This is a genomic window from Aquimarina sp. RZ0, from assembly GCF_008370685.1.
Taxonomy (GTDB): domain Bacteria; phylum Bacteroidota; class Bacteroidia; order Flavobacteriales; family Flavobacteriaceae; genus Aquimarina.
This window is the reverse complement of sequence record NZ_VTZU01000193.1, coordinates 1-1820: the sequence shown is the minus strand read 5'-3', so window position 1 is coordinate 1820 and position 1820 is coordinate 1. Positions and strand designations below refer to the sequence as shown.

Below are 1820 nucleotides of genomic sequence, written 5' to 3'. Positions count from 1 at the left end.
CTCCATCATCAATACCATATTCTAATTGTCCTACTCCCGTAGCTGTTACTGTAAATGTATAATTATTGTCAAATACACAAACATCATCAACAAAAACAGGAACACTCGTGAATACTGGATCAGCAATAGTCACTAAGGTTACCGATACTGATGCTGCCGGACAACTATTAGCATCCTCTACTCTAATATCATATGTCCCTGCTGGTAATGTGGTAAACAAACCATCTGAATTAGATGCAACATCTACAGCTCCATCATTGGCTATATAGGTATAAGGTATGGTACCTCCCGTAGCTACAACCTGAACCTCAGGACTCCTTGTACATATACCATCTTGTTGAGAAACTAAACTAATACCCAATACTTCAGGTTCTTCGATTGTAAATTCTAGCGCTGTATTACACGGTGCTCCAATACTAATATCTGTTTCAAAAACTCTTAATTGATACACTCCAGGAGATAAGTTAACTACACCACTAGTCACAATACCTGTAGCAGCAACACCTGTTAACCCTCCCTGTGGGTTACCATTATTAAACGTAAGAGATCCTGCAATATTCGTATTCAAATCTGTTACACTATATACTTCATATGTTAATTCATTTCCTGCATACCCCGTAATCGAATATGAAAAACTACCATCAACATCTCCACTACAACTTACAGGAACCTCTGTAATATCTATAACCATACTCGAAGGACTCGCTTGTGGAGCGATCGTACGAATATCATTACATCCCGATCCTAAATCTATAACCTCATAAGAGAAAGCAGTATCAAAGGGTAAGTTTGTAAATTGATGGTTTCGTGGAGGGGCACTTAATGGTATTAATATTCCTGATGGAAACTCTCTTAATTCAAAAGGCCCTGTACCTCCTGTTATTGAAATATCAACTGTTACTCCTCCTAAACACGTCCCTACTGGCGAAGTTTCCGATACTGTAAATATAGGTTGTGTCTCTATTCTATACTCAAAGGTGTACCTACAACTATTGCCATCAACAATCTCCACAAGATAATCACCAAAATTCAAATCATCAAAGGTAACGGTAGTGGTACTTACAGGACCAACAGGGTTTGGAGAGCTTGTCGTTGCTAAGGTGTTATCAAGGTTCAACAAGCTTATGGTATAGTCTCCGGTACCTCCTGTTATTCCCGTAAGAATGATAGCTCCAAGGGTCGTTACAGAAGGGCTTACAGAAGCATCACAAGTGATATTTCTATTGTTGTCCCCCCCAATAGTTACCGCATCTGGCTCACCAACATTTATACTAAAGGTAGCCCTACATTCTTTAGCATCTATTACATCATAAGTATAGCTACCTGCTACTAAACCGCTATAACTCGTCTGATTGCTGGCGCCCAAACCATTAAAGTCTATCATATATGGCCCGGTACCTACGGTCGTATCAACTGTAATTACTACAGAACCATCTGCCAAACCATTACAAGTTGCATCATTTGCAACTGCTGTCGCCAAAGGATCTGGTGCAGGGGTAACTGTAATTATAGAGGTCTCTGCCTCACAGCCTGCGCTATCGGTAACTCTAAACTGATACGTGCCGGCTACAGTCGTAGTAAACGGAAAACCGCCGCCATAGGCAACATAACCCCCACCATTGGTATTCAACTCAAAGGTATTACCGCCATTGCCTCCTGATACTGTAACATTTATTTCAGCATCCGGACTGGCACTACAATCCAAATCTTTGATTAAAGAGGCTGTAATCAGCAGTTCGTCTGCTATCGTAAATGGAATAGCGCCTGAAGAACAATTATTAGAATCGCTAACTAATACACTATATGTACCTGGTGTCAAC

The 1820-nt window shown here is 40.5% G+C and carries 1 pseudogene; it reads right to left on the bottom strand.

Features of this window, described 5'->3' with window-relative positions:
• Nucleotides 1–1820 (bottom strand): annotated as a pseudogene (locus F0000_RS27155) (hypothetical protein); the annotation flags it as partial.